General features: G+C 60.2%; 21 protein-coding genes. 10 read left to right on the top strand and 11 right to left on the bottom strand.

Going from position 1 to position 19,751, the window contains the following annotated elements:
- Nucleotides 1-27 precede the first annotated feature (27 nt).
- Both gshA and rmf read left to right on the top strand, forming a co-directional pair.
- On the top strand, nt 28-1,581 hold the full coding sequence (gshA, locus tag BLV11_RS09315; RefSeq protein ID WP_091812866.1) for a glutamate--cysteine ligase: 1,554 nt from the start codon (nt 28-30) through the stop codon (nt 1,579-1,581).
- 172 nt (nt 1,582-1,753) lie between these two features.
- The gene (gene rmf, locus BLV11_RS09310; protein WP_091812864.1) at nt 1,754-1,963 is read left to right on the top strand and encodes a ribosome modulation factor; all 210 of its coding nucleotides are present in this window, start codon (nt 1,754-1,756) and stop codon (nt 1,961-1,963) included.
- Nucleotides 1,964-2,020: 57 nt separating this feature from the next.
- On the opposite strand, the gene BLV11_RS09305 is transcribed toward rmf, so the two are convergent.
- Nucleotides 2,021-2,458 (bottom strand): flagellar basal body-associated FliL family protein, encoded by a 438-nt coding sequence (locus BLV11_RS09305; RefSeq protein ID WP_245725975.1) that lies wholly within the window; start codon nt 2,456-2,458, stop codon nt 2,021-2,023.
- Between the two features lie 142 nt (nt 2,459-2,600).
- On the opposite strand from BLV11_RS09305, the gene BLV11_RS09300 reads away from it, so the two are divergent.
- Entirely contained in the window at nt 2,601-3,098 is a 498-nt protein-coding gene (locus BLV11_RS09300; RefSeq protein WP_425433825.1) for a disulfide bond formation protein B, read from the top strand.
- Between the two features lie 112 nt (nt 3,099-3,210).
- The gene (rsd, locus tag BLV11_RS09295) at nt 3,211-3,696 is read left to right on the top strand and encodes a sigma D regulator (RefSeq protein WP_091812860.1); all 486 of its coding nucleotides are present in this window, start codon (nt 3,211-3,213) and stop codon (nt 3,694-3,696) included.
- 63 nt (nt 3,697-3,759) lie between these two features.
- On the opposite strand, the gene bamJ is transcribed toward rsd, so the two are convergent.
- The 3 genes from bamJ to BLV11_RS09280 all read right to left on the bottom strand — a co-directional run bounded on the left by bamJ (nt 3,760) and on the right by BLV11_RS09280 (nt 5,516).
- Nucleotides 3,760-4,467: a BamJ family beta-barrel-assembly machinery protein gene (gene bamJ, locus BLV11_RS09290; protein ID WP_091812858.1), complete on the bottom strand. Its 708-nt coding sequence runs from the start codon at nt 4,465-4,467 to the stop codon at nt 3,760-3,762.
- A 150-nt stretch (nt 4,468-4,617) separates the two neighbouring features.
- The gene (locus tag BLV11_RS09285) at nt 4,618-4,992 is read right to left on the bottom strand and encodes a DUF4124 domain-containing protein (RefSeq protein WP_091812856.1); all 375 of its coding nucleotides are present in this window, start codon (nt 4,990-4,992) and stop codon (nt 4,618-4,620) included.
- A complete protein-coding gene (locus BLV11_RS09280) occupies nt 4,989-5,516 on the bottom strand; it encodes a TIGR02444 family protein (RefSeq protein ID WP_091812854.1) in 528 nt (175 codons plus the stop codon). The genes BLV11_RS09285 and BLV11_RS09280 overlap by 4 nt, the downstream gene beginning before the upstream one ends.
- 110 nt (nt 5,517-5,626) lie before the next feature.
- On the opposite strand from BLV11_RS09280, the gene BLV11_RS09275 reads away from it, so the two are divergent.
- A complete protein-coding gene (locus BLV11_RS09275) occupies nt 5,627-7,576 on the top strand; it encodes an ATP-binding cassette domain-containing protein (protein WP_091812852.1) in 1,950 nt (649 codons plus the stop codon).
- A gap of 19 nt (nt 7,577-7,595) precedes the next feature.
- On the opposite strand, the gene ppx is transcribed toward BLV11_RS09275, so the two are convergent.
- Nucleotides 7,596-9,104, bottom strand: a complete 1,509-nt coding sequence (ppx, locus tag BLV11_RS09270; protein ID WP_281242764.1) for an exopolyphosphatase — start codon at nt 9,102-9,104, stop codon at nt 7,596-7,598.
- A 366-nt stretch (nt 9,105-9,470) separates the two neighbouring features.
- Here ppx and trxA point away from each other — a divergent pair, with 366 nt between their 5' ends.
- Nucleotides 9,471-9,797: a thioredoxin TrxA gene (gene trxA, locus BLV11_RS09265; RefSeq protein ID WP_091812847.1), complete on the top strand. Its 327-nt coding sequence runs from the start codon at nt 9,471-9,473 to the stop codon at nt 9,795-9,797.
- A gap of 74 nt (nt 9,798-9,871) precedes the next feature.
- Entirely contained in the window at nt 9,872-10,444 is a 573-nt protein-coding gene (gene mobA, locus BLV11_RS09260; protein ID WP_091812844.1) for a molybdenum cofactor guanylyltransferase, read from the top strand.
- A gap of 4 nt (nt 10,445-10,448) precedes the next feature.
- Here mobA and moaE read toward each other — a convergent pair whose 3' ends face one another.
- The 4 genes from moaE to moaB are packed head-to-tail and all read right to left on the bottom strand — an operon-like array spanning nt 10,449 to nt 12,972.
- The gene (moaE, locus tag BLV11_RS09255; RefSeq protein ID WP_091812842.1) at nt 10,449-10,907 is read right to left on the bottom strand and encodes a molybdopterin synthase catalytic subunit MoaE; all 459 of its coding nucleotides are present in this window, start codon (nt 10,905-10,907) and stop codon (nt 10,449-10,451) included.
- A 1-nt stretch (nt 10,908) separates the two neighbouring features.
- Nucleotides 10,909-11,178: a molybdopterin converting factor subunit 1 gene (moaD, locus tag BLV11_RS09250; protein ID WP_091812839.1), complete on the bottom strand. Its 270-nt coding sequence runs from the start codon at nt 11,176-11,178 to the stop codon at nt 10,909-10,911.
- Nucleotides 11,179-11,182: 4 nt separating this feature from the next.
- The gene (locus BLV11_RS09245; RefSeq protein ID WP_091812836.1) at nt 11,183-12,400 is read right to left on the bottom strand and encodes a molybdopterin molybdotransferase MoeA; all 1,218 of its coding nucleotides are present in this window, start codon (nt 12,398-12,400) and stop codon (nt 11,183-11,185) included.
- On the bottom strand, nt 12,400-12,972 hold the full coding sequence (moaB, locus tag BLV11_RS09240; protein WP_091812833.1) for a molybdenum cofactor biosynthesis protein B: 573 nt from the start codon (nt 12,970-12,972) through the stop codon (nt 12,400-12,402). The genes BLV11_RS09245 and moaB overlap by 1 nt, the downstream gene beginning before the upstream one ends.
- 376 nt (nt 12,973-13,348) lie before the next feature.
- Here moaB and rho point away from each other — a divergent pair, with 376 nt between their 5' ends.
- From rho to BLV11_RS09225, 3 genes are all read left to right on the top strand, one after another.
- Nucleotides 13,349-14,611, top strand: coding sequence for a transcription termination factor Rho (gene rho, locus BLV11_RS09235; RefSeq protein WP_091812831.1), 1,263 nt, complete (start codon nt 13,349-13,351; stop codon nt 14,609-14,611).
- Between the two features lie 234 nt (nt 14,612-14,845).
- A complete protein-coding gene (gene ubiD, locus BLV11_RS09230; protein ID WP_091812829.1) occupies nt 14,846-16,372 on the top strand; it encodes a 4-hydroxy-3-polyprenylbenzoate decarboxylase in 1,527 nt (508 codons plus the stop codon).
- A gap of 1 nt (nt 16,373) precedes the next feature.
- Nucleotides 16,374-17,378, top strand: coding sequence for a 2Fe-2S iron-sulfur cluster-binding protein (locus tag BLV11_RS09225; protein WP_091812827.1), 1,005 nt, complete (start codon nt 16,374-16,376; stop codon nt 17,376-17,378).
- 21 nt (nt 17,379-17,399) lie between these two features.
- Here the strand turns inward: BLV11_RS09225 and BLV11_RS09220 are convergent, their stop codons facing one another.
- Together BLV11_RS09220 and BLV11_RS09215 are read right to left on the bottom strand one after the other, a co-directional pair.
- On the bottom strand, nt 17,400-18,638 hold the full coding sequence (locus tag BLV11_RS09220) for a heme biosynthesis HemY N-terminal domain-containing protein (RefSeq protein ID WP_091812824.1): 1,239 nt from the start codon (nt 18,636-18,638) through the stop codon (nt 17,400-17,402).
- Complete coding sequence (locus tag BLV11_RS09215) at nt 18,635-19,744, bottom strand: uroporphyrinogen-III C-methyltransferase (protein WP_091812822.1); 1,110 nt, start codon at nt 19,742-19,744, stop codon at nt 18,635-18,637. The genes BLV11_RS09220 and BLV11_RS09215 overlap by 4 nt, the downstream gene beginning before the upstream one ends.
- Nucleotides 19,745-19,751 lie beyond the last annotated feature (7 nt).

Here is a 19,751-nt window from a genome sequence, read left to right as displayed (position 1 = left end):
GCGCCTCTGGCGCAGCAGGAGTGGCTCATGGGAGATTCCCGGCACCAGCTTTTCCAACAGTTTGCCCGTGACCAGTGGGGCGGCTTCAGTAAAGGCATCGAGAAGGAAGGCTTGCGGGTCGATCGTAACGGCTTCATCGCCCAGACCCCACATCCGCGGGCTCTGGGGTCGGCGCTAACGCACCCCCGCATTACCACGGATTATTCCGAGTCGTTGCTGGAGCTGATTACGCCGGTGTGCAACAGCACGGAGGAAGCTCTGGCGGCCTTGTGGGATACCCATCATTTTGTGCACCAGCACCTCGGTGACGAGGTGTTCTGGGCGGCCAGCATGCCTTGCCAGCTCGACGGTGACGACAGTATTCCCATCGCCGAGTATGGCAGCTCCAACATTGGTCAGCTCAAGCACGTTTACCGTCAGGGGCTGGCGGTGCGTTACGGTCGCATGATGCAGAGCATTGCCGGTGCTCATTACAACCTGTCGCTGCCGGACAGCTTCTGGGTCCAGTGGCAGACGGCGCTGGAAGACAAGCAGCGGTTGCAGGACTTCAAGTCCCAGCAGTACTTCTGGCTGGTGCGTAACTTCCGTCGTCGCAGTTGGTTGCTGATGTTGTTGTTCGGCGCTTCACCCGCGCTGGACCAGAGCTTCGTCGCCAATGTACGCCATTCCCTCAGCCGCCTGGGCAACGACAGCTGGTACGGCCCCGAGGCAACGTCCCTGCGCATGGGAGATCTGGGTTACCACAACAATGCCCAGGCATCTCTGAACATCTGTTTCAACGAATTGCCGACCTACACGGCCACACTGGCCAAGGCGATCCACACTCCGTGGCCGGAGTATGAACGCATTGGCACCCGTCGGGGGGATGCGTTTATCCAGATCAATACCAGCATCCTCCAGATCGAGAACGAGTACTACAGCGCCATTCGCCCCAAGCGGACCACCGAGCGGGGAGAAAAGCCCATCCAGGCACTGGATGCCCGTGGGGTAGAGTACGTCGAGGTGCGCTGCCTGGATCTGGATCCGTTCTCGCCGGTGGGAATGTCTGCCCCCCAGATTGATTTCCTTGACCTGTTCCTGCTTGATTGCCTGCTGTCGGACAGCCCGATAATTGAAGCGGCAGAGTGTCAGTACCTGGATGATAATTTCTCGGATGTGGTCAGTCATGGGCGCCAGCCAGCGGCGACGCTGGAAACGCAGGACGGTGCCCTGGCTGTCAGTGATGCGGGCCGCCAGGTGCTTGATGGTCTTGAAAGTCTGGCCGCCAAGCTTGATGACCTGAGCGGCGGTGAACGCTATCGGCAGGCCCTGTCGCAGCAGCGGCAGAAGCTGGAAGACCCCGCATTGCTGCCGTCGGCCTGCGTACTCCAGGCCATGGAGCGTGCTGGTCAGGGGCATCGTGAGTGGGTGCTGGCGAAGTCCATCGAGCATCAACAGGCCTTCCGGGACCGTCGTCTGTCAGCGGAAACCCAGGCCCGCTTTGAGTCATTGAGTGAGCAGTCGCTGGCCGAGCAGGACGCCATGGAGGCCGAAGATACCCAGCCGTTTGCGACGTTCCTTGAGGCCTATCTGGCAGATTAATGAATCGCAGGTTGCTGGATCCTGCCGAATGCGGTGCGAAAACGGACTTTTCGCACAAAAAATAAACAGTTTGTTTGTCACCATCCGCGGGCACTGTTAGTTTTTGTAACACGGTGTCCGGGTGTTTAGTGGTGTAGTGGCAACACAGTGGTGGTGCCACCAGGGAGGGGGTATGGCTAAGGATGTAAAACTGGGATGGGACGTAGAGTCCCTTAACAAGGCTTATCGGCAGGGCTACATGGCTGCGGAGATGGGCATGGCCCGGGAACGCTGCCCTTACCGTGGTGACGTGGTGATTGCCGCTTGGGAGGCCGGCTGGGAAGACGCCAGAGTGGTCTGTGAAGACCGTGGTGGCGATGACCTGTTTTCCCGTATTGCCTGAGCGCAGTGGCTGGCGGCCGGCCAGTCCGGAGGCGAGCGCCGGACTGCTCCCCCGCGCCTAGCGCTGCACCACAAAGGTGGTGAACACCACATCGTCGATCTGCTCGCCTGTCTGTTGCTGTTCCAGCACGGCATTGATTCGCTGAATGGCCGCTTCCTTCAGGGCCTGTTTCCCCTCATTGCTGGTCAGCAGGTCCAGATCAGTCTGTTCCCCGAACAGCATCACCAGTTCATGGCGCAATCGCGGCATGTGGCTTTCGACCGCAGCCCGGGTCGTTGTCTGAGACGCTCGCAGAGTTACCGCTGCCTTGAGGTACTTCATCTGCTGGTCCGGTGCCCCCACATTGGTGACAAAATCCGGTTCGAGTTCAATGTAATCGGTGATCCGTGCCTCCTCAGCAGGGCTTTCTTCCTCGTCGTTATCCGACGCAGCCATGGCCGGAGTGGTGGCCAGGGGGAGCAGGCAGGTGAGAACAAGCAGGCGGAAAAGTGACATAAAGTTCATAGGCTTGATGTTCGGGAACGTTTAGGGTTAAGTGCCAGTCAATGCTGGCGGACGCCCTCAGGATAGCAGGCTGGGAACGGCCTTGCAGCAGCCACAAGGGCAGTATCACGAACACGTGAATAAGGGGAATGAGTTGCTGAATCGACGAGGTGTATTTGGAATCGTTCTGGGTGTGTGTGTGGCGCTTCTGGCCACAGCCTTTTATATGGAACATGTGAAAGGTCTGGAGCCATGTCCGCTGTGCTGGTTGCAGCGCTACGCCTTCATGGTAGTTGGCGCAGTCAGCCTGTTGGCGGTGGTGCATAACCCGGGTGGGCTGGGCGCGCGGGTATACGGTTCACTGCTGGCGCTGTTTTCCGGACTGGGCCTCGCACTGGCGGGGCGCCAGTTGTGGCTGCAAAGTCTGCCGGCTGACCAGGTGCCTGCCTGTGGCCCTTCGGTGGAGTATATGCTCGATGTGCTGCCGTTGAGCGAGGTGCTGGCGACCGCCATCCGTGGCACCGGTGACTGCGCCGAAGTGGTGTGGCGTTTCCTTGGGCTGAGTATCCCCGGCTGGACGGCCGTGTTCTTCACGTTGCTGGTGATTACCGGTCTGGTGATGTTGCTTCGTGCGCCGGGCTCGGCGAAATAACTCGGCGTTTCCGGTTGCGGGCCGACGTCGCCTTGGGGTAATTTTGAGGCAACGATAACAAGGGAGTTGTTGTGCAACTCCCAAAACTGGATTGCACCAGTCAGGAGGCGTCATGCTTGAGAATTGCCAGAATGCCAGGGAACGCTGGGGTGGGGTCAGTGATCTGATCGACCGCTGGCTCAAGGAACGCCAGGAATTGCTCGTTCACTATTGTGATCTCAGCGGCTCTGATAGCGCGGCCAACGTCGAAGTGCTGGTCGGGAAGTTCGTACGCCTGTGCGAGATTCTGGTGGATTATGTCTCGGCGGGACATTTTGAGGTTTACGAGCAGCTGATTCGCGAGGCCAAGGAGTTCGATGATGGTGGCCTTGAGTTGGCCGCCAAGGTGTATCCCAAGCTTGCGGAAACCACGGAAGTTGCTCTCAACTTCAATGATCGTCTGGACGGAGGTCAGCTCTCGGAAATGCAAGTCCAGGAACTGTTCGGTGAGTTGTCAAAGTTGGGGGAGACACTGGAAAGCCGCTTCGAAATCGAAGACTTTCTGATCGAGCAACTGCACACTGTTCATGCCGACAAGGTCATGTCCTCTCCGGTCTGACGGAGTCTGGACTGTCTCCCGGCGCGCAGCAGAGGGCATCGCACCGGGAGCAGGGTGTCGGCGTTACTCTGGATTGATTTCCAGCAGTTCCACGTCAAATACCAGGGTTTCGTTAGGGCCGATACCGCGGTTACCGCCCGGGCCGTAGGCCAGATCAGACGGAATGTAGAGTTTGTAGCGGCTGCCTACGTTCATGAGCTGCAGGCCTTCGGTCCAGCCGGCAATAACCTGAGTCAGGCCAAAGGTAACCGGCTCGCCACGATCGCGGGAGCTGTCGAAGACCTCGCCAGACAGCAGTTCACCTGTGTAGTGTACTTTGACCATGTCGGCATCTGTCGGCTTGTCGCCTTCGCCTTCTTCCAGTACTTCATATTGCAGTCCGGAATCGGTGGTCACGACACCATCGCGCTGGCCGTTTTCTGCCAGGAAGGTTTCTCCGGCGGATTTGTTCTCTTCAGCCAGCTGCTCCATTTGGGCAACCTGTTCTTGCTGCAGCTTCTGCTGGTATTCCATCAGGGCCGTCTGGATTTCTTCACGGGTCATGCGCTTGGCTTCTTCGTCACCCGCGTGACCGTGCTCGATGCCCTGCAGGAACTGATCCATCTGCAGGTCAGGCAGATCGTTGCGCATCCGCTCGCCCAGTACCAGGCCCATGCCATAGCTCACTTTCTGGTTGTTCTCAGTCAGTTCCGGCTCCGGCGCGGCCTGGTTGGTCGAAGTGCATCCGCCAATGATGCCGGCGGTTGCCAGGGCGATCAGTGTCTTTTTCATTGAATCATCCTTAGTCTTGTTAAGCGGGTGATGGATAATGGTCAACAAAAGGTAACCGGTTCAGCAGCGAGATGCTACTGAACATGCGTTAATTGTTTGATCCGTTTAAGATCTGGGATTGCCCGCGGGCCGGAGTGAGCCAGAGGCTCGCTAGCTGTCCTTTGATGGCGAAAGCTCGAACGGGGCATGGTAGGGCGAGCGCCAGTCCGGCGCGGTGCCGTTGCCTCCGGTCACAGGCGAGGGGCGGGTAGGCTCGATGGCGAGGGCATTCCAGGAGCCCTGAGCGGGTGGTCGGTCGGCATAGTGCCAGCCGCCGTCATTGTCCTGCCATTTGAAGACGATCTCGGGGCCGTCGTTGGGCACGGGGTTGGGAACCATGCCTTCAAATGCCGGTATGTTGCTGGCTGTGCCCGGGGCATCGGTTTCGATGGCCACGTGCTCCGGTTCCCGGATGCCGAAGAAAATCAGCAGTAAAAGCACACCCAGTGCCGGAAAGGCGAGTCTGATCAGCCATCGTGTCATCATGGCGTGTCTGCTCCGTTAAAGGAATCCTGCGGCAGGTGGCGCACCAGTGCATCAACCAGCCGTTCGGTATCCAGATCAAAATTGGGGGTAGGGGATGCTGTCAGCAGGTTGTTGCGGGTCAGATCAGGTTGCGCTGGCCCGTTGCTGTCAGTCTTGCCTGGCCGCTTCAGCGATTCATACGCCAAGGCAAGTTCTACCCGTTCAGCTTCCAGTTCGGCGCTGGCCAGTTGCTTCCGAAATGGAGACAGCGCTGACTGTTGCCGGGGTATCTGTTTTCTGGCTGCCCGCAGGATGCCGGTGATCTGCTCCCGCCACTGTCGAACCGACTCGGCTTCACCTTCGTAGTGACGGTCCTGGGTGCCCAGCCAGGCGGCAATCAGAATGTGGCTGACGCACCAGTGCCTTGCCTGCAACTCAAGGCAGGCGTGTTCAACTTCCGGGCTGCGCCATGCTGCCAGCGCATAGCGCCAGAGCGGGTTATCCAGTGCCAGCGAAGCCGGCAGGTTGTCCCAGTTGTACGTCATGGTGACCCCGATACGGCCCCGTTTGTGAATTGGCCGGGACAACAAAAAAGTCTGCAGTGACGGTACAGGGACGCTCACTGTCGCGAAAGGTTCCCTGATAGAATGCCGCCATGCTTACGATATCAGATCTCAGTTTACAACGTGGTGGCGTCTGGTTGCTAGAAAACGCCGATCTCACCGTACAAAGTGGCGAACGGGTCGCGATTGTTGGCGCCAATGGTGCTGGTAAATCCAGTCTGTTCAAGCTGTTGTTGGGTGAGCTCGGGCAGGAGCAGGGTGAGGTCAGCCTGCCGGGCGGCTGTCGGGTTGCTCACATGGCCCAGGAGGTGGGCGCCTCGCAACGATCCGCGCGGGACTTCGTGCTTGATGGCGACAAAGTCCTGAGGCGTCTGGAAACCAAACTGGCCGAGGCTGAAGCGGCGGGTGACGATCTCGCCCAGGCGCGGATTCATGGCGAGCTGGACCTTCACGAAGCCTGGTCGGCACCGCGCCGGGCGGAAGCCCTGATCCGTGGTCTGGGTTTTGCTGATGGCGACGTCGAACGACCGGTATCCGCCTTCAGTGGTGGCTGGCGGATTCGCCTGAACCTGGCGCAGGCGCTGATGCAGCCGTCGGATCTGCTGTTGCTGGATGAACCGACCAACCACCTGGATCTTGATGCCTGCCTGTGGCTGGAGAACTGGTTACGACGTTATCCTGGCACGTTGCTGTTTATCTCTCACGACCGTGACTTCATGGACCGGGTGGCCAGCCACGTGGTGCATTTCTACGGCAAGAAGCTGGAGTGTTACACCGGCAACTACTCAGCATTCGAACGCCAGCGCAGTGAGCGCCTTGCCCAGCAGCAGGCGGGCTACGAACGCCAGCAGGCGAGGGTTGCCGAGATCCAGCGCTTTATCAGCCGATTCAAGGCCAAGGCCACCAAGGCCCGCCAGGCCCAGAGCCGGGTCAAGGCCCTTGAACGGATGGAAATGATTGCCCCTGCGCATATCGATTCGCCGTTCAGTTTTCGGTTCCCGGTGGCTGACAAGGTCTCCAGCCCTCTGCTGTCGATTCGTCATGGGGTTGTCGGTTATGGCGACAAGGCCGTGCTCAGTGAACTGAACCTGGGCCTGTTGCCCGGCAGTCGAATCGGACTTTTGGGGCCAAACGGTGCCGGTAAATCGACCCTGATGGATGCCCTGCGTGGCGCATCGCAGTTGTTGGCCGGGGAGCGGGTGGCCGGTGAGAATCTGGCGGTGGGCTACTTCGCCCAGCATCAGCTTGAGGCGCTGGACCTGGATGCCAGTCCGTTCCTTCACCTGCAACGCCTTGACCCCAAAGCATCAGAGCAGAGCATCCGCAATTTTCTCGGTGGTTTTGATTTCCACGGTGATGCGGCACTGGCGCCGGTGCGGTCCTTTTCAGGTGGTGAAAAGGCACGGGTGGCACTGGCCACGATTGCCTGGCAACGGCCCAACCTGCTGCTGCTGGATGAGCCGACCAACCACCTGGACCTGGAAATGCGCCAGGCCCTGACCATGGCGCTGCAGGATTTTGAAGGCGCAATCGTGGTGGTGTCCCACGATCGCCATCTGCTGCGCAATACCGTGGACGATTTCTGGCTGGTCCATGGCGGTGTGGTCGATGTCTATGACGGCGACCTGGAAGACTACGAGCGCTGGTTAGCAGACCGGCGCCGTGATGAGGCAGAGGCTCCCCAGCGGATCGACGCCTCCTCCGCAGCTAACCCGGCAGTTCCGAATGGAGCGCAGGGGGGCGGACAAAGCGCCGAGGACCGCAAGGCGCGCAAGCGGGCAGAGGCCGCCTTGCGTCAGAAGATCAGCCCGTTCCGCAAGCGTCAGGCAGCTCTTGAGCAGCGCATGGAGCAGTTACAGCAGTCGCTGAAGGCGCTCGAGCAGGCGCTGGCGGAGCCTGGCCTGTATGAGGCCGCCCAGAAGGAGCAGCTAAGGGAATTGCTGGGCACCCAGGCGCAGCAGCGTGGCGAGCTGGATTCGCTGGAAGCGGAGTGGCTGGAGGTCAGCGAGACCGTCGAGAGTATGGAAGCAGAGCTGGGCTGAGCGGGCTCAGCCTGGCCGCTCACTCGATCGTTAGGGTTATGCCCTGCTTGATCAGATAGTCCTGCTCGTTGTGGAGGTCGGCCAGTGTCAGCGGCCGGCTGTCGAGCCAGTGCTCGGGGAATGTCAGCGTCAGGGTGTCTGACTCGGCCACCAGCCGGAACTCTGGTGGTGGTTCCTGATTGCGTGAGTGCTGCAGCAGAACCGCAAGCCGTACCAGTACGCACAGATTGCGCAGCCGCTGGTAATCCTCCGGGTCACTGTCTTCAAAGACTGCCGACGAGAACTTGCGACGATGTCCGCGAACCAGGGTGGCCAGATCGCGTTGGAATTGCTGGCTGAACCCCGGCAGATCGGAATAGCGCAACAGGTAGGCACCGTGCTTGTGGTACTGACTGTGTGAGATGGTCAGCCCGATCTCGTGCAGGCGGCAGGCCCAGCGCAAAATGTCTTCGTCGTTGGCGGAGGCGATGCCCCAGGCGTCGGCGACCTGGCGCCAGGCAGCAATCGCGGTTTCCTCAACCGCACGGCCCTGGTTCTGGTCGACATGGTAGCGTTCCTGGAGGGCATGAATGGTGCGGTCACGCACATCCTCGTGCTGGATGCGACCGACAATGTCGTAGAGCAGTCCTTCCCGCAAAGCACCATCGGCGTAATGCATCTCGTCAATTTCCAGGGACTCGAAGGCGCCCATCAGGATGGCAAAGCCGGCCGGGAAAATGCTGTGCCGTTCGGTACGTACACCAAGCTCTGACAAGCGGTCGATGTGGCCCATGTCCACCAGGCGCTGGCGCAGTTCCTTCATGCCGGAGTAGGTCAGGGAGCCGTCGGTGATCTTGAGTGCAGCCAGAACATTGGATATGGCCTTGATCGATCCGGAGGAGCCTACAGCGTTGCTCCAGCCGAGCCGGCGGTACCGGTTGCGGATGTGCAGCAGTTCCTGGTTGGCATGGGTGATGGCCCGTTCCATCTGGCGGCGGGTAATGCGGCCATCCGCAAAATAGCGCTTACGGAACGAGACGCAGCCCATGTGCAGGCTTTCCAGTTCCTGGGCTTCGAAGCGTTCGCCAATGATGAATTCGGTGCTGCCACCGCCGATATCGATCACGAGTCGGCGGCCCTGATCGTCAGATTGGGTGTGGGAAACGCCCAGATAGATCAGGCGGGCTTCCTCGCGGCCGGCGATAATCTCGACCGGGTGCCCAAGTACCTGCTCGGCCCGGTGGATGAACTCTCCGGTGTTGCGGGCGACCCTGAGGGCGTTGGTGCCCACAACCTGGACCGCCGACTGGGGCATTTCGCCGAGGCGCTGCGCAAAACGGCTGAGGCAGTCCAGGCCCCGTTGCTGGGCTTCTTCGGTCAGGTTGTTGTTGGCATCGAGGCCAGCGCCAAGCTGAACCTTCTCGCCCATTTTCTCCAGCGTACGGATTTCACCATGGACCAGTCTTGCGACCACCATGTGGAAACTGTTGGAGCCCATGTCGATGGCTGCAAGTACATCGGGTTGGGTGGCGGTGTCTCGGGCCGTCACGTGTCTTGAATTCCTCTTGCCTGGCCTTATATCAACTCTATAGTCCGGGGCGGGGCGAGTCTGGGCCTGTCCATTGGTGAGCGCCGGGCGGGCTAGCACAGTCGCGCCTGTCGTCATGGGCTAACTATAAGCGAAATTTTGCCGGAGTGTCAGCCATGGTGTGGTTTCTGCGCATCGGGCAGGGGGTGTTGCGGGCAATCCTCATTAGCAACCTCTTCACATTCGCCGGAGCAATCGCGTAAAGTATCGCGTAATGTGATGTCGCTGGCCCGCTTGCGGGTCTGGCGTCTGCAGAGTCAATTGCACATCAGGCAACGGGTTATGGGTGATCCGTGACGGCCGGTGTGCCGGAATCAGGAAAGGGCAATGAGCGGAAATATCGTAAACGTAACCGACGCATCGTTCGAGCAGGACGTGTTGCAGGCAGACACCCCCGTGCTGGTTGATTACTGGGCAGAGTGGTGCGGTCCGTGCAAGATGATCGCGCCAGTGCTGGAAGAAATCGCCGAGGAGTACGAGGGCAAGCTGAAGGTCTGCAAGCTCAACATCGACGAGAACGAGCAGACTCCGCCGAAGTTCAATATCCGTGGTATTCCGACGCTGATGCTGTTCAAGAACGGCAACGTTGATGCTACCAAGGTTGGCGCCCTGTCCAAGTCTCAGTTGGCGGCATTCCTCGATAGCAATCTCTGATCGAGCCAACCGGCTGATCCCAGACCGCCCCTGAAGTAATTCACGGGCGGTCTGTTTGTTTTTGTGGAGGTGTTATGGTGGTGACCGGCGTGTTGTTGGCTGGCGGTGAAGCCCGGCGCATGGGTGGCGTTGATAAGGGGCGACAGCTCTGGCAGGGCGTTCCTATGGCGGATTCGATCGCGGCGACGTTTCGTGCGGTGGTGCCGAAGTTGATCATCAGTACCGCGGAGCCGGACGACTATTACCGAGAGCTGGCTGATTGCCTGGTGGCTGACGCGCCGGCCTATCGCGGCCGCGGCCCGTTGGCGGGGTTGCTGGCGAGCATGCGGCAGGCGGCCGCGATGGGCCACGATACGATTCTGGTCTGTCCCTGTGACACGCCGGCGGTGAGTGAGGGCTTGCTGCGTCGCCTGCTGGCGGGTTATGCCCGCGCCGGTGGCGTTCCGGTTATTGCTGACTGTGGCGGCCGGGTACACCCTCTGCATGGCGTCTACCCGGTCACCCTGGCGGACGCGCTCGAAGACCAGCTCAAGGCCGGTAACCGACGGGTCTATCAGTTTGCCCTGGCCTCCGGAGCGATCGTGCTGGACTGTTCTGGTTACAGCGATGATTTCATCAACTGCAACCGCCTCGACGATCTCCGCTAGCCGTTTATTCCTGGCGCTTGTGCCACTGTTCGGACTGTGTCCGGTCCGAGTCCTTCTGTTCTACCCAGTGGTCGCCGCTGCGGCTCAATTCTTTTTTCCAGAACGGTGCGCTGGTTTTGAGGGCATCCATGATGAACTGACAGGCGGCAAACGCATCGCCACGATGGGCGCTGCAAACGCCGACAAATACAATCTGGTCACCCAGTGCCAGTGACCCGATCCGGTGGATCACGCGTGCAGCGCGGACATCCCAGCGCTTTCCGGCCTCAGTGATCAGACCTTCAATGACCTGCTCGGTCATGCCTGGGTAGTGTTCCAGAAACAGTCCGGTAACGTCGTCCAGGTCGCCATGATCCCGGACCAGACCGGTGAACGTGGCGATGGCGCCAGTGCCGTTGCCACTGTTGCGAAGCTTCTGATATTCCTCGGCCAGATCAAAATCCGCGGCTTGGATAATGACCATGTCAACCTCCGGTCACCGGTGGGAAAAAGGCCACTTCGTCCCGCGGCTTGAGCGGTGTAGTGGTCTTTGCCATGGCCTGGTTTACCGCGATCATCACCCGGCTATCCGCGCATAGCTCCGCCCAGACGCTACCCCGGTCGGCCAGTGTCTTGAGCACGTCGGCGACGGTGGCTGGCTCGCTGATTGGGACGGCGACGCTGTCGGTGTCCAGCTGCTCACGCAGACGGGCAAAAAAACGGACCGTCACGGTGGCGTGGCTCTGATCGTTCATGGTGTTACTCCATCAGATCGCTAAAGGAATAATAACTAATGGTATCACCCGGGCTGACCACCGTATGCTCGGGAATCATGGCGAGCCCATCGGCCCAGCAGGCCGAACTGAGGACGCCGGAACTCTGGTTGGGGTAGGCTGTCACCTGTGCGGCGCCATCGAGCCATTCCTTGCGCGCGCGGATGAATTCCCGGCGTATGGACGGTTTTTCGATGCTGAAGGCTGCGGGCAGCTGTTCGGCCGGACGCCGGGGAGTGGTTCGCCCCTGGCAGTGCCTGATGAACGGTGTGGCGACCACCAGAAAGGTCACCAGCACGGCTGCCGGATTACCGGGCAGGCCGAGTATGGGAGTTCCGGCGAGGCCGCCAAACGCGAGCGGTTTGCCGGGCTTGATGGCCAGCCGCCACAGCGACAAATCGCCCTGGCTTTCCAGTACCGCACGGACGTGATCTTCCTCGCCAACCGACACCCCACCGCTGGTGATGACCAGGTCGGCTGCCTGGGCCGCAGCCAGCAAGGCCTGTCCTGTTGCTTCCCGCTCATCGCGGAGGGTTTCGCAGAGCACGACGTCGCAGTCTGCCTGTTCCAGCAGCCCGAGCAGGGTGAACCGGTTGGAGTTGTATATCTGTCCCGGCGCCAGTGGCATGCCTGGCTCGACCAGTTCATCGCCGGTGGTGAGTACGGCGACGCGGTAACGCCGGATGACTTGCACTTCTGCAATACCAAGGGATGCCAGCAGGCCCAGTTCCTGGGGGCGCAGCAGGGTGCCGCGGCTGAGGGCCCGTTCACCCTGACGCAGATCCTGGCCGCAGCGGCGAATGTTCTGGCCGCGGCGTTGCTCTCCACCGATACGGATGCCATCGCTGACCACCTCGACCTGTTCCTGCATGACAACGGTGTCGGCCCCGGGCGGGACCTCCGAACCGGTGAAAATGCGGGCGGCGCTGCCTGGCGCTAGAGGGGCTGCGGCGTGACCCGCAGGGATGCGTCCGGAAACGGCCATGGTCCGTTCCGGGTCGATGTCGTCATAGCGCAGGGCGTAGCCGTCGACAGCGCTGTTGTCCGCCGGAGGAACATTCAGTGGCACCGTAATGTCTTCGCCGAGCACCCGGCCCAGAGCGGCTGTCAGCGCGACCGGCTCGGTTCCGGTCAGTGGTCTGGCCTGGCTGAGCAGGTGCGCCAGGGCATCATCGACGGAGGTGAGGTTGGCGTTACGGCTCATCAGCGTTCAGCCTTCGTGCCGATGCGCTGCTGCAACCGCTGTACCTGGCGCTCCGGTTTGCGGAGCAACAGGGCGCTGAAGTTGCAGGGCTTGCAGACGCTGTTGAGCTGGTCGGCGAGGATGCCTTCCCAGCCGGTACGGCAGGCGCCGGTCGAGCCGGGCAGGCAAAAAATTGCGGTGTGGTTGGCGAGGCCGCCGAACGCCCGGGACTGGACGGTGGAGCTGCCGATCTCGGCCTGGGACAGGCGGCGGAATTCTTCGCCAAAGCCATCAATGGTCTTGTCCAGCAGGGGCATCACCGCTTCCGGGGTGCTGTCGCGTTCGTGAAATCCGGTGCCACCGGTGATGATGATGGCGTGAACATCCGGTGCGGCGATCCATTCAGACATCAGTGCCCGTACCAGATAAACGTCGTCGGGCAGGATGCGGCGGGCGACCAGCCGGTGGCCGGCCTCCAGGATCCGGTCCTCTAGGTATTGGCCAGAGGTGTCCTGATCTTCGCCGCGGCTGTCCGAAACGGTCAGCAGGGCCAGGTTGAGTGGGCGGGATTCAGGCTGACTGTGGGTGCTCATCCGATGTCGTGCTCCAAAGATTGGGTAACCAGGGTTTGTTCAGGTATGGGGCCGGCACTGGCCTGGGTGCTGTGGGTTGATCAGCATGGTTTCCAAGTATTCCTGTCTCGGCCCGTGATTGGAAGGGCTGGTATTGTCACCCCTTGTTGTTATAATAATCGGCGAAATCCAGTCACCGGTACTTGACATTGCGCAATGAACTGGTGAAAGATCAGTCTGTCTGACGGGCTGATGATTCTTTTCAGCCTCTGGTCTTTGCTTCACTTTACTTTCTGTTCGTTAAAGTGGCCCCTGATTTTATGGCCGGGTTGGCCTGTCAGGTCTCCCCTGTCCCATCTAACCCTGATTACTTCCATTCTTGAATGCCAAACAACTTATGAATCTTACTGAACTCAAGCAGAAATCCGTGCCCGAACTGCTCGAAATTGCGCAGGAAATGGGGCTCGACAACCTGGCCCGTTCCCGCAAGCAGGATGTTATTTTCTCGATCCTGAAAAAACATGCCAAGAGCGGTGAAGACATCTACGGCGACGGCGTGCTGGAAATCCTGCAGGACGGCTTCGGTTTTCTCCGTTCAGCGGACGCCTCCTACCTGGCCGGCCCAGATGACATCTACGTCTCACCCAGCCAGATCCGCAGGTTCAACCTGCGTACCGGTGACACCATTGCGGGCAAGATTCGTCCGCCTAAGGATGGTGAGCGCTACTTTGCCTTGTTGAAGGTTAACGAGATTAACTTCGACAAGCCGGACAACGCCCGCAACAAGATTCTGTTTGAGAACCTTACGCCGTTGTTTCCGGATGAGCGTCTGGGGCTGGAAGCCGGTAACGGCAGTACCGAGGATCTGTCTTCCCGGGTACTCGACCTGGTGGCACCGATCGGCAAGGGCCAGCGTGGCCTGATCGTTTCTCCGCCCAAGGCCGGTAAAACCCTGTTGATGCAGACCATCGCCCAGTCGATTACCCGCAACAACCCTGAGTGCTATGTCATCGTTCTGTTGATCGACGAGCGCCCGGAAGAAGTGACCGAAATGCAGCGCACGGTGCGCGGCGAAGTCATCGCTTCGACCTTCGACGAGCCGCCTGCCCGTCACGTTCAGGTGGCGGAGATGGTCATCGAGAAGGCCAAACGTCTGGTTGAACACAAAAAAGACGTGGTGATCCTGCTGGATTCCATTACTCGTCTGGCCCGCGCCTACAACACCGTGATCCCGTCCTCGGGCAAGGTGCTGACAGGTGGTGTGGATGCCCATGCCCTTGAGAAGCCAAAGCGTTTCTTCGGTGCGGCGCGTAATGTCGAGGAAGGTGGCAGTCTGACTATCCTGGCGACGGCTCTGGTGGATACCGGTTCCAAGATGGACGAGGTTATCTACGAGGAATTCAAGGGTACCGGTAACATGGAAGTCCACCTGGACCGCCGTATTGCCGAGAAGCGTATCTATCCGGCGATCAACATCCGTCGCTCCGGCACCCGTCGTGAAGACCTGCTGATGGCTGAGGCCGATATCCAGCGGGTGTGGATCTTGCGCAAGCTGCTCCACTCCATGGACGACGACACCGCGGCACTGGAATTCCTGCTCGACAAACTGCGGGAAACCAAGACCAACGACGAGTTCTTCCTGTCGATGAAACGACGGTAAAAACCGTGTTTGGCCAGCCTCACGGGTTTGCGAACTTCGAGGCTGGCACTGTCTTTGGCCTTTCTCTGGCCCGCTAGAGAGTCACTCCCAGGTATGGGAGCGGGTTGGAGAGCGGCTTTCCCAAACCGCCATTCTCGGTGTGTCTGGGAAAGCCGCTCCCCGGCCCGGTCATCTGCAATATCGAAAAGCCTACACCCGACAGCACCTTTGACAGCAACAGGGCCCAAATCCCACATGAAATACCGCGACCTGCGTGACTTTATCGAGCAACTCGAGAACCAGGGCGAGCTGAAGCGCATCAGCGTGGAAGTTGATCCCCATCTTGAAATGACCGAGATTTGTGACCGCACGCTGCGGGCCGGCGGCCCGGCGTTGCTGTTCGAGAACCCGAAAGGTCACTCCATGCCAGTGTTGGCCAACCTGTTTGGCACCCCCAAACGGGTGGCGATGGGGATGGGGCAGGACAACGTTACCGCCCTGCGCGAAGTGGGTAAGCTGCTGGCGTTCCTCAAGGAACCGGATCCCCCCAAGGGCTTCCGTGATGCGCTTGAGAAGCTGCCGGTGTTCCGGCAAGTGCTGAAAATGAGCCCCAAGGTTCTGCGCTCGGCGCCCTGTCAGGACGTGGTCATCGAGAAGGACCAGGTGGATCTGTACCAGATCCCCATTCAGCATTGCTGGCCGGGAGATGCAGCGCCACTGGTTACCTGGCCGCTGGTGATCACCCGTGGCCCTCACAAGGAACGCCAGAACCTGGGTATCTACCGTCAGCAGCTGATCGGTCGCAACCGCCTGATCATGCGCTGGCTCAGCCACCGTGGTGGAGCTCTGGATTTCCAGGAATGGCAACAGAGCCATCCCGGTGAACCGTTTCCGGTTGCTGTTGCGCTCGGCGCTGACCCGGCCACGATTCTGGGGGCTGTTACACCGGTGCCGGATAGCCTGTCTGAGTATGCCTTTGCCGGTCTGCTACGGGGTGGTCGTACTGAGGTGGTCAAGGCGGGGCTGAGTGACCTGCAGGTGCCGGCCAGTGCTGAAATCGTGCTGGAAGGGTTTATCTACCCGGATGACATGGCGCCGGAAGGCCCCTTTGGCGATCACACCGGTTACTACAACGAGGTGGAGCAATTTCCGGTCTTTACCGTGGAGCGCATCACCCATCGCAAGAACCCCATTTACCACAGCACGTACACCGGTCGTCCACCCGATGAGCCGGCGATTCTCGGTGTTGCCCTGAATGAAGTGTTCATCCCCATCCTGCAGAAGCAGTTTCCGGAGATCGTGGATTTCTACCTGCCCCCGGAAGGCTGTTCCTACCGGCTGGCGGTGGTGACCATGAAGAAGCAGTACCCAGGCCATGCCAAGCGGGTGATGATGGGGGTATGGTCGTTCCTGCGACAGTTCATGTACACCAAGTTTGTGATCGTGACTGACGATGACGTCAATGCGCGTGACTGGAATGATGTTATCTGGGCGATCACCACCCGGATGGATCCGGCGCGGGATACCATGATGGTTGAGAATACGCCTATCGATTATCTGGACTTTGCCTCGCCAGTCGCGGGGCTTGGCTCCAAGATGGGGCTGGATGCGACCAACAAGTGGCCGGGAGAAACCAGCCGCGAATGGGGGACGCCGATCACCATGACCGATGCCGTCAAAACCCGGGTTGATGAACTTTGGGGTCAGCTGGGAATAGAGGCTCCGGCACCTGAGCGTAGAGCTGACGGCACCGGCGGTTCCGGCAGCGATCGCGAAGACTGAGATGGGTTCCAGGCGCTATCTGGTCACCCTGCAGCCGGCTGGACTGTCGTTCCAGGCCGGCCCCGATGAAGATCTGCTCTCTGCGGCTGCCGCCGCAGGTATTACCGTTCCGGTCGCCTGCCGCAACGGAGTCTGTGAAATTTGTGAGGCCCGGCTGGAGGTTGGCCAGGCCCTGAACACCCGAAATCAACAGAAGGTTAGCCCGGGCGCGCGGTTGATGATGTGCCGAAGCCTGGCGTGTGATGACCTCGAACTGGAGATTCCAGCCGTTATGTCCTCAGGACAGATTCCACCGAAGACGTTTGAAGCCAAGGTGGTCGCTATTGAGGCGATCAGCCATGATGTGTACCGGGTGGAGCTCAGCCTGCCAAGGCGGCGGGACCTGAAATTTCATGCCGGCCAGTACCTGGCGGTTCTGTTACCGGATAATGAGCCCAGCTATTTCTCTATCGCCAGCAGTCCCCAGGCCGGGCATATCGAGCTGCATGTTCAGGCCTCTCCGGAGTGGGAATCGGCGCAGCGGGTTATCGATCATCTGAGATCACAAACCTCGGTCAGGCTGGAGCTGCCGCATGGTAAGGCGTGTCTGGCGACGGCTCCGCGACGGCCGGTGCTGATGGTGGCGGCAGGCACCGGTTTTGCCCAGATGAAATCCCTGGTCGATTATCTCCGCGAGACCCGTTTTGACCAATCGGTCACGTTGTTCTGGGGTGTCCGGTGCGAGGGCGACATGTACCTGCGTCCACTGGCTGAACAATGGCAGCAGGAATGGTCAGGATTCCGCTTTGTACCCGTGGTGGGTGACGATGAGGATAACGACTGGGGTGGGCATCACGAACAGCTGGTCCGCGCCGTTCTTAACTCAGGTGCCGACTGGCAGCGTGTGGAAGTGCATGCCAGCGGATCGCCCACCATGGTTTATACCCTGATGGACGAATTGCTGGCGGTCGGTCTGCCAGCGTCCGCGTTCTTTTCTGATGTGCTGGAATACGCTCCGCGTCACTGACGGCGGTCAGAATGGCCAGATTCAGGCTTTCGGCATGGGCAGGTCGGGCAGGCGATTGTCCTGCACCAGGCCTTGCATCAGCAGCGTCACGCTGGACTGATCTTCCCCCATGTGTGCATTGAGGCGGCTCAGCTCGGCCAGGGTTTCCTGACTGCGGCGCAGCTTCAGGCTGGTTTCAAAGTATTCCCGGGCCTTGCCCCACAGTTCGTTGCGCAGGCTCAGACGCCCCAGTGCCAGCAGCAGTTCCGGGTTGTTAGGGCGATCCTGCAACCAGCGCTCCGCGGCCAGCAGTTGCTCATCGGGCTGATGGCCCTTGATGCGTCCATACAGGTTCACCAGCTCATCACTCCAGTGGTTCCGCAATACCTTGCGTAGCAGGGTTTCCGCCTGAGCTTCGTCGCCCAGTTCCGCCAACAGTTGGGTGTATTCGCGGATGCTGTGTTCATCACGGCGAATCACCCCGGGCAGTTCGTCCCACAACCGGGTCAGCGGCTCCAGGCTGGAGCCTTGGGCGTCGGACTGGCGCCGGCATTCGGCGGCGGCTTTCTGCATCAGGTTATGCCATATCGCGCGTTCCAGTTCGGTCCGCTCCTGATCATCCAGCAGGCCCCGCTTGCGCAGTTCCGGCAGCAGTCGGGAAAGTTCCCGCCAGTCCTCCAGTCGTTCGTAGGTGTTTTTCAGCAGCTTCAGTACGAACGGATGTTGAGGTGCCTGTTTGCGCAGGCGGATCAACGTCGCCAAGGCCTGTTCCAGCCGATTGCCGGCAAGCTGTAGCTGAGCCTGGGTAATGCCTACGGCCATGTCAGACCCCGGGGTGCTTTCGAAGGCCTTCCGCAGCAATTCATCGACCTGCTCGTGTTCGCCACACTCAAAAGCCGCCTGGGCCGCTGCAAGGTAGTTGATGAGGGGGGTGTCGGCGTTACCGGCGGAGGCTTCCAGCAGCCTGTGGGCTCGCGGCCAGTTGCCCTCGGCCAGCGCCAGCAAGCCTTGGGTGGTACGGCGGCGGGCGCGGCGAAGATTGCCCTGGGCCAGCCAGCCTGTAAGCATGCCGCTACGGTGAGTCAGGCGACGGACGACGCCAATAACTAGAAGAATGCCCGCCACCAGCATGGCGAGAAGGGCGGCGCCAACCCAAAAATTCGTTTCGATCAGATAATGGCCGAGGCTGATTCTGATATAGCCGAGGTCATATTGCACCCCCATGGCCAGCGCGGTTCCTAGCGAGAGCGCAACAAGGACAATCAGCAGAAGGCGGATCATGCGTCGGGACCCTCGCTGCTGTATTCAGAGGGGGCGGTTTCAGTGTTCAGCCGACCGTTAACCCGCGCCTTAAGCAGAGTCAGCGACCCGCTGATATCCGGCAGCTCAGGGTCGATCTGGCGCTGTGCCAGTTCGTCAAGTGTGCTGATCAGTGCTCCTACCCGCTGGTCACTGCCGTCGTACCACTGGGCCAGCGCGCGATGAGCCTTGGCGATAGCCCGATCGAACAGGGTTTGGTTACCCCGGAGCACCGCCATTTCCGCTTCTTCCAGCATGAGCTGCATGTTGAGCCGGGCGTAGGCGCTCTGTTCCGGGGACATCAATGGCTGGACTGGCTGGTCCAGTTTGCGAACCACGATGACCTTTTCCAGGGTACTCAGTGCTTTATCCCAGGCAACCCTGAACATGCTGGGCTCCCCTTCGCGGGCCAGCGCCACTGAGGTTGAGGCGGTGTCTGCGGGTGGCGGCGGGGTCTGGTTCAGACTGTCGTCAGTTAACTGCTGGATTCGCTCTATCGTCGCTTCCAGCGTGAGGTAAAGTCCGGTCCGGTCAACACCTTCAACAGCTTTCAGGCTGAGAATTTCCCGGGCCAGTTGCTGTCGCACCGGGTAAACCCCGATGTCGTCGGAGTCTTTCAGCACTTCATCCGCAGCCATCAGGGCCGACAGTGCGCCAACGATGTCTTTCTCGATCTGCAGGCGCTGGTTGGAAATGCGCATCAGGTATTCGGCTTCAGCCAGCAGCCAGTCCGTCCGGGTGCGATTGCCGGTTGCCAGCAACTCCCGGGCATTATGGTCGATCTGGCGTTGCTGGGTTGCCATCCGTTCCTGCTGCGCGGACAAGGATTGTTCCAGGCTGCGGAGACGTTCGGTGCGTTCACTGACGGTTTGGTTGGTAGAGGCCTGCAGGCTCTGGCTGGCGTCCTGCAGGTGGGTCAGGGCCTGTTCGAGTCGTTGCTGGTATTGCCACTGTTGCCAGCTCCACAGGCCGATGCCTGCGGCCAGAATCAGGGAAAGAATGACCAGCAGCCAGAGCGGCCAGAGCCGGGGACGGGGTGCGGGCGTTGATATCACCGGGGCAGGCAGTTGGGCGTTTGATTCTGTCACAGGCTTC

Origin of the sequence: Marinobacter mobilis, from assembly GCF_900106945.1 — a bacterium.
GTDB lineage: Bacteria > Pseudomonadota > Gammaproteobacteria > Pseudomonadales > Oleiphilaceae > Marinobacter > Marinobacter mobilis.
The sequence above is the reverse complement of the archived record's forward strand: the minus strand, read 5'-3'. Positions and strand labels throughout refer to the sequence as shown.